The sequence below is a fragment of the Streptomyces sp. NPDC043952 genome (assembly GCF_056435325.1).
The window spans coordinates 4,984-12,172 of the sequence record NZ_JBWKES010000066.1 but is presented as its reverse complement, the minus strand read 5'-3'; the positions used below and the strand labels follow the sequence as shown (position 1 = coordinate 12,172).

Annotated in this window: 6 protein-coding genes; 1 reads left to right on the top strand and 5 read right to left on the bottom strand. The window is 74.2% G+C overall.

Annotated features, from left to right (window positions below):
* Positions 1-164: 164 nt before the first annotated feature.
* The 5 genes from AC069R_RS33910 to AC069R_RS33890 are packed head-to-tail and all read right to left on the bottom strand — an operon-like array spanning position 165 to position 5,784.
* A complete protein-coding gene (locus AC069R_RS33910) occupies positions 165-1,475 on the bottom strand; it encodes a DUF58 domain-containing protein (RefSeq protein WP_478770538.1) in 1,311 nt (436 codons plus the stop codon).
* Positions 1,475-2,467: an AAA family ATPase gene (locus AC069R_RS33905; protein WP_478770537.1), complete on the bottom strand. Its 993-nt coding sequence runs from the start codon at positions 2,465-2,467 to the stop codon at positions 1,475-1,477. The genes AC069R_RS33910 and AC069R_RS33905 overlap by 1 nt, the downstream gene beginning before the upstream one ends.
* Complete coding sequence (locus AC069R_RS33900) at positions 2,464-3,660, bottom strand: DUF4350 domain-containing protein (protein WP_478770536.1); 1,197 nt, start codon at positions 3,658-3,660, stop codon at positions 2,464-2,466. The genes AC069R_RS33905 and AC069R_RS33900 overlap by 4 nt, the downstream gene beginning before the upstream one ends.
* Positions 3,657-4,388 carry a DUF4129 domain-containing protein gene (locus AC069R_RS33895; protein WP_478770535.1) on the bottom strand — a complete coding sequence of 244 codons (732 nt, stop codon included), beginning with the start codon at positions 4,386-4,388 and terminating at the stop codon, positions 3,657-3,659. Before AC069R_RS33895 ends, AC069R_RS33900 begins: the two co-directional genes overlap by 4 nt.
* A 52-nt stretch (positions 4,389-4,440) precedes the next feature.
* Positions 4,441-5,784 (bottom strand): DUF7544 domain-containing protein, encoded by a 1,344-nt coding sequence (locus tag AC069R_RS33890; protein ID WP_478770534.1) that lies wholly within the window; start codon positions 5,782-5,784, stop codon positions 4,441-4,443.
* A gap of 140 nt (positions 5,785-5,924) precedes the next feature.
* Between AC069R_RS33890 and mtnA the strand changes: the two genes are divergently transcribed.
* The gene (gene mtnA / locus AC069R_RS33885; RefSeq protein ID WP_478770533.1) at positions 5,925-7,067 is read left to right on the top strand and encodes an S-methyl-5-thioribose-1-phosphate isomerase; all 1,143 of its coding nucleotides are present in this window, start codon (positions 5,925-5,927) and stop codon (positions 7,065-7,067) included.
* Positions 7,068-7,189 lie beyond the last annotated feature (122 nt).

Below are 7,189 nucleotides of genomic sequence, written 5' to 3'. Positions count from 1 at the left end.
AGCGCCGATGGTACTGCAGGGGGGACCCTGTGGGAGAGTAGGACGCCGCCGAACAATCATTCCGGGAAACCCCCGCACCATTGGTGCGGGGGTTTCCTGCATTCCGGGCTAATTTTCCGCAGGTACTGCTGATGCACCCGAAGGACAGCGAGCCGGCGCCCCCCTCAGAGCCGACCCGCCGCCTTCAGAGCCAGATACGCGTCCGCCAGCGCCGGTGCCAGATTCTCCGGCGTCGCGTCGACCACGGTGACACCGTTCCGGCGCAACGTGTCCGCGGTGCGCTGCCGTTCGTTCTGCGCCTGGGCCGCCGCCGCGGCCTCGTACACCGACTCCACGCTGCCTCGGGCCCCCGCCATCCGGTCGATGTGCGGGTCGGCCACCGCGGCGACCAGGACCGTATGGCGGTGCGTGAGCTGAGGGAGTACCGGGAGCAGTCCCTGCTCCACCGGCGCCGCGTCCAGGGTCGTGAGCAGGACGATCAGGGAACGCCGGGGCGCCGTGCGCAGGACCATGGAGGTCAGGCCCCGGCTGTCGGTCTCCACGAGCTCCGGCTCGAGTGTGGCCATCGCGTTGACGAGAGAGGGCAGCAACTCGTTCGCGGGGCGGCCCTGGACAAGGGCGCGCGCCCGGCGGTCGTAGGCGAGCAGGTCGACCCGGTCGCCGGCCCGCGAGGCGAGCGCGGCGAGAAGGAGCGCCGCGTCCATGGCGGCGTCCAGCCGCGGGGCGTCGCCCACCCGGCCGGCCGAGGTGCGGCCGGTGTCCAGGACAAGAAGGATGTGGCGGTCGCGTTCGGGGCGCCAGGTGCGGACGGCGACCGTGGACTGCCGGGCGGTGGCCCGCCAGTCGATCGAACGGGTGTCGTCGCCGGGGACGTACTCGCGGAGGCTGTCGAATTCCGTCCCCTCACCGCGCGTCAAAACGCTTGTACGACCGTCGAGTTCACGCAATCGAGCGAGTTTCGACGGAAGATGCTTTCGGCTCGTGAACGGGGGCAGAACCCGTACAGACCACGGCACCCGATGGGCGCCCTGGCGGGAGTACAGCCCGAGGGGGCCGTAGGAGCGGATCGTCACACGGTCGGCCTCGCGGTCGCCCCGGCGGGTGGGACGCAGACGGGTGGTCACCCGCCTGCGCTCGCCCGGAGGCACGGTCAGCTGGTGCCGGGACGACTCGACCTCCGTCCCGTGCAGCCAGCTGCTGGGCGGCCAGCCGTCCCGCAGCCTGGCCCGCAGCGTGCGGCGGGACGGGTTGGCGATCGTGAGCGTGACATCGGCGCCTTCGCCGAGCCGGGCGGTGGTGTCCCCGGAGCGGCTCAGGATCAGGCGTCGTACGGGGGCGGCCAGCGCGAAGTCGCAGGCGCAGGCCAGGGCCAGCGGACCGTTGACCGCGAGGATGCCGGTCCAGCCGGGCTCCAGGATGCCGACCGGGATGGAGCCGAGAGCCGCGAGCAGGGCGGCGCGTCCGGTGAGCGCCATCAGCGGGGAACCGGCACATGGGCGAGGACGGCGTTGATGACCGAGTCGGCTGTCACGCCTTCCATCTCCGCCTCGGGGCGCAGCTGGACGCGGTGGCGCAGGGTCGGCAGGGCGAGGGCCTTGACGTCGTCCGGGATGACGTAATCCCGGCCGGTCAGCCAGGCCCAGGCACGAGCGGTGGACAGCAGGGCCGTGGCCCCACGGGGGGACACGCCCATGGTGAGGGAAGGGGATTCGCGGGTGGCACGGCAGATATCGACGACATAGGCCGTGATCTCGGGGGAGACGGTCGTCCCGGAGACCGCGGCGCGGGCCGCCTCGAGGTCGGCGGGGCCGGCGACGGGTCGTATGCCCGCGGCGCGCAGATCACGGGGGTCGAAGCCCGAGGCGTGGCGGGTGAGGACGTCGATCTCGTTCTCGCGGGAGGGCAGCGGGATCGTCAGCTTGAGCAGGAACCGGTCCAGCTGGGCCTCGGGAAGGGGGTAGGTGCCCTCGTACTCGACCGGGTTCTGCGTGGCCGCGACGAGGAACGGCTCGGGAAGCGGGCGGGGCGTGCCGTCGACCGTGACCTGGCGTTCCTCCATGGCTTCGAGCAGGGAGGACTGGGTCTTGGGCGGGGTGCGGTTGATCTCGTCCGCGAGCAGGAGGTTGGTGAAGACCGGGCCGGGCTGGAAGGAGAACTCGGCGGAGCGGGTGTCGTAGACGAGAGAGCCGGTGACGTCGCTCGGCATCAGATCGGGGGTGAACTGGACGCGCTTGGTGTCGAGTTCGAGGGCGGACGCGAGGGCGCGCACGAGCAGCGTCTTGGCGACTCCGGGGACGCCTTCGAGCAGGACATGCCCGCGGCATAGGAGGGCGACGACGAGGCCGGTCACGGCGGGGTCCTGGCCGACCACGGCTTTGGCGATCTCGGTGCGCAGGGCCTCCAGGGAGGCGCGGGGGTCGCCCGCGGCCTTGGTCAGCCCGGCGTTGTCAGTGGTCGGATCCATCATGAACGGCGTACCTCTCTTTCGAGGGCGTCGAGTTGGTCGGTGAGAGCGATCAGGGCCGCGTCGTCGCCGGGCGGCGGCCCGAAGACCAGGGAGCGCAGATCCTGTCCGTCGCCGGCGAGATGGGCGGACAGCGCGGGGAGCAGGGCCTCGGGCGCGTGCGCCTGGGCGACCGGCACTCCGACGAGCGGGGCGAGGCGGGCGCGGGCGGCGGAGCGCAGCGCGGCGGCGGCGCGGTCGCGGGCGTTGGCCTTGCGGTAGAGGCGGGCGCGGCCTTCGGCGGTCTCGGAGGCACGGATCGCGACGGGGAGTCGTTCGGGCACCAGGGGTCCGAAGCGGCGTCCCCGCCAGACGGCGGCGAGTACGGCCGCGATGAACAGCTGGAGGGTGGCCCAGAGCCAGCCCGAGGGGATCAGGTCGAAGAAGCTCTTGCGGTCGCTGTCGGCGGCGGGGGCGTCGGAGAGCGAGGGGAGGTACCAGACCAGATAGGGGCGGGAGCCGAGGAGTTGCAGGGCGAGCGAGGCGTTGCCGTGCTCGTCGAGGCGGTTGTTGTAGAGGATGTCGGGCGCGCCGAGCACGACGGTGTCGCCCCCGGAGGCGGCCGGGACGCGCAGCAGGGTGGCGAGCCGTGCGCTGGGGTAGCAGGAGTCGGCGTCGAGCCGGGTGGTGGTGTAGCGGACGCCGCCGGTGTCGGCGGTGCCCGCGCGTCGGGCCTCGGACAGGGCGCAGTCGGGGGCCAGGGTGGTGCCGAGGCTGTCGGCGGGGTCCGCGTTGACTCCGGGGGCGAGCCGGCCGACGGACCAGCCGCCCGCGGCGACGAGGACGGTGCGTCCGCCGGAGGACGCGGTCGCCCGGTGCAGTTCGCTCTGCTGGCCGCTGCTGAGCCGGTCGGGGACGGCGATCAGGAGGGTGGTGTCGGGGCCGGCGGCGGCGCGGGCGGCGCGCAGGGTGGTGACCACGCGCGTGGTGACCCCGCGGTCCGCCAGCAACTGGGCGACGGCGCGGCTGCCGTAGGGGTCGGCGGAGCGCGGGTCCAGCTCGCCGTGCCGCTCGGTGGAGCGTACGGCGGCGATGGCGACGCCCGCCACCAGGAGCAGTACGAGAGCGAGGGTGATGCCCCGCGTCCTGGTCCACACCGTGCGGGCCGTGGGCGCGATGGAGGTGGCGGCGATCGGCGGCGCGGCCTCGGTGGTCACCCGGCCCCCTGGCTGGTGCTGTGGGCCGTGGCGGCCGTGCTGTCGGTGTGGGCGGGCCGGGTGCGTTCCAGGTCGCGGTCGAGTTCGGCGAGGCGCTGGTACGACTGCTCGCTCGCGGCGCGTCCGCCGTATGTCACGTCGTCGAACTCCCGCGCGGCGGCGCGCAGTCGGCCGGTGTGTGCGGGCAGGGCGCGGCCGGCCTCGGCGGCGGCCTCGTCGGCGGTGCGGCCCGGCCGGATGTCGAGCACGGTGCGCTCCTCCAGGGAGCGGACGACGGCGCGCATGCGCTCCTGGACGGCCTGGCTCCAGTGGGCCTGGGCCGCGTGCGCCTCGGCGGCCGCGCGATGTTCGGCGGCGCTGCGCGGCCCGTCGTCGAACAGGACGGCGGCGGAGCGGGCCGGGCGGCGGCGGGGGGTGCCCAGGCGCCACCACAGGGCGCCCAGGACGGCGAGGACGAAGAGGATCACGACCAGCAGGCCGACCGCGCCGCCGGGGGTCGGTCCGGCGACGCTGCCGAACAGGTCGTCGAGCCAGTTCCAGAACGCCTTCAGGGCGCGCTCGAACAGCCCCGGATCGTTCTCGTGGTACATCCGCTTGGCCAGTTCGCGCCGGGCCGCCTCGCGGGCGGGATCGCGCGAAATGGTCACTGGCGGCCCGTCGCCCGGCCCGGCGGCCGTGAGGACGGACGTGCCCGAGGCGCGCAGCAGGCCGTGTACGACCGTGGCCACGGCACCGGGCGGGCCCGGCGCCGTGCACGATCCCCCCGTCGAGAACACCCGGTCAGCTCCCCGGAACGGGGCCGGGGGCGCCGCTGGGAGCGCCCTGGGCCCCGGCGGCGCGGGCCAGTTCGAGGTCGAGGCCCTCGCGCCGGATGCGCTGGTCGATGTAGAGGAACACGGTGACGCAGGCGGAGATCGGCAGGGTGACGGTGGTGCCGATCATCGCGCCGATGCCGACGATCACCAGGAAGGTCCAGCTGAGGTGGCCGCCGTTCTGGCCCAGCATCCCGGACAGGCCGTCGTTGCCCGCGATCAGGGCGATGACGGTGAAGGGGATCGAGATCACCACCCTGACGAGGGCGACGATGAGCCCGGCGAGCAGCTGGATGCCGAGGATGCGCCACCAGGAGCCCTGCACCAGCTTCGTGGAGCGGCGCAGGGAGTGCACGATGCCCTGCTTCTCCAGCATCAGCGCGGGCGCGGCCAGGGAGAAGCGGACCGTCAGCCACACGAGTACGACCATGCCGGCGAGGAAGCCGAGCACCAGGAGCGCGATTCCGGCGCCCCGGCTGCAGCTCAGGAAGCCGATGATGCCGGGGACCGAGGCGGCCAGCATGATTCCGATGCCCATGAGGGCCAGCAGGAGCAGCTGTCCGAACAGCTTCCACAGCTGCGGGCGGGTCTCCCGCCAGGCTTCGCCGAGGGTGGCCGGCCGGCCGAGGACCGCGCGGCTGGTGACGCTCGTCAGCATCGCGGTGGCGATGAGGGTGCCGATCACGGTGATCAGGCCCAGGATGATGGAGCTGAGGAAGGACTCGCCCATGACGCGAAGCGCCTCGGTGGGCGTGGCGGCCGGGTCGCTGAGGGAGGACTGGGCGCTCATGTCGTTCAGGAAGAAGCCCTGGACGAGGACCGTGGTGATCTCCGTGACCAGTGCGAGCGCCAGGGATATGCCGAGGACCGTGCGCCAGTAGGTGCGCAGGGTGGAGACGGCGCCGTCGAGGATCTCGCCGACGCCGAGCGGGCGCAGCGGGATGACGCCGGGCTTGGCCGCGGGCGGGGGGCCGCCCCAGCCGCCGCCCCAGACTCCGTGACCGCCGGGGGCGCCGTAACCGCCGTGGCCAGGGGGGCCTCCGTAGCCGCCGGGTGTGCCGGGACCGGGGCCGCCCCAGCCGGGACCGGGCGGCGGGGCCTGGCCCGGAGCGCCGGTGGGCGCGGACCACTGGCCGGGTGGCGGCTGCTGGCCGGACCACTGCGCGCCTGGGCCCTGCGGCTGCGGGCCCGGCTGCGGCGCGGGTGCGCCGGAGCTGTTTCCGGGCCGGCCGGCGGTGTCGGACGTGCCGGGTTCCCGTCCCTCGGGCGTCGGGTCGGATCCGGGCGAGGCCCAGCCCGGAGTGTCTGTCATCGGAGCTCCTTCTCGGTGCCCTTCCGCGGACGCGGCGGCAGGTTGGTGCACATCGTGCCATGGCGTGGTCAAGCCGGGTCCGGGCGAGGTACGGGCCCGATGTCTTCAGTTGCCCGCCGTGTCCGGGGCAGACTGACGGCATGGCTGATCAGCAGGCACGAAGCGGCGGGGACGAACGGCCGTCCGGAATACCGGCGATCCGATGGGAGGAACCACCCGAAGGTCCCGTACTGGTCCTTCTCGATCAGACGAGGCTTCCCGTGGAGGAGGTCGAGCTGGTGTGCACGGACGCGTCGGCGCTGGTGGAGGCGATCCGTTCGCTCGCCGTGCGCGGGGCGCCGGTGCTCGGGATCGCGGGGGCGTACGGCGTCGCGCTCGCCGCCGCGCGGGGCTTCGACGTGTCCGAAGCGGCGCGCTCCATCGAGGAGGCGCGGCCCACCGCGGTGAACCTGTCCGTCGGCGTGCGCCGGGCACGGTCCGCGCACGAGGCCGAGCTGGCCCGCAGCGGCGACCCGGCCGCGGCGGCCGAGGCGGCGCTGGCCGCGGCGCGGACGCTGCACCGGCAGGACGCCGAGGCCAGCGCCCGGATGGCGGCCCACGGTCTAGCGCTGCTGGACGAGCTGCTGCCCGGTGGCGGGCACCGGATCCTCACCCACTGCAACACCGGGGCGCTGGTCTCGGGCGGTGAGGGCACGGCCTTCGCGGTGGCGCTCGCGGCGCATCGCGTGGGGCGGCTGCGGCGGCTGTGGGTGGGCGAGACGCGTCCGCTGCTCCAGGGCGCGCGTCTGACGGCGTACGAGGCGGCCCGCAACGGCATGGCGTACACGCTGCTCACCGACAGTGCGGCAGGCTCGCTGTTCGCGGCGGGCGAGGTGGACGCGGTGCTGACCGGGGCCGACCGGATCGCGGCGGACGGCTCGGTGGCGAACAAGGTGGGCAGTTATCCGCTCGCCGTGCTCGCGCGCCACCACGGAGTGCCGTTCATCGTGGTCGCGCCGCTGACCACGATCGACCCGGACACCCCCGACGGCGCGTCCATCGAGGTCGAGCAGCGTCCAGGCTTCGAGGTGACCGAGGTGATGGCGCCGCAGGCGCAGGTGACCGGGCCCGGCGGCGGGATCCCGGTGGCGCCGCTGGGGACGCAGGCGTACAACCCGGCGTTCGATGTGACGCCGCCCGAGCTGGTGACGGCGATCGTCACCGAGGAGGGGGTCGTCACGCCCGTGTCGGGCGAAGCGCTCGCGGGGGTGTGCAAGCGGGCCCGCGAGGCGGCGACCGGCTGACCGGAGCGCGGCGCCGGAACGCGGGGGGGGGGGGGGGGGGGGGGGGGGGGGGGGGGCGCGGAGGGGGGGGGGGGGGGGGGGGGGGGGGGGGGGGGTGGGGTGCGGTGTCTTCTTCTGCTTCA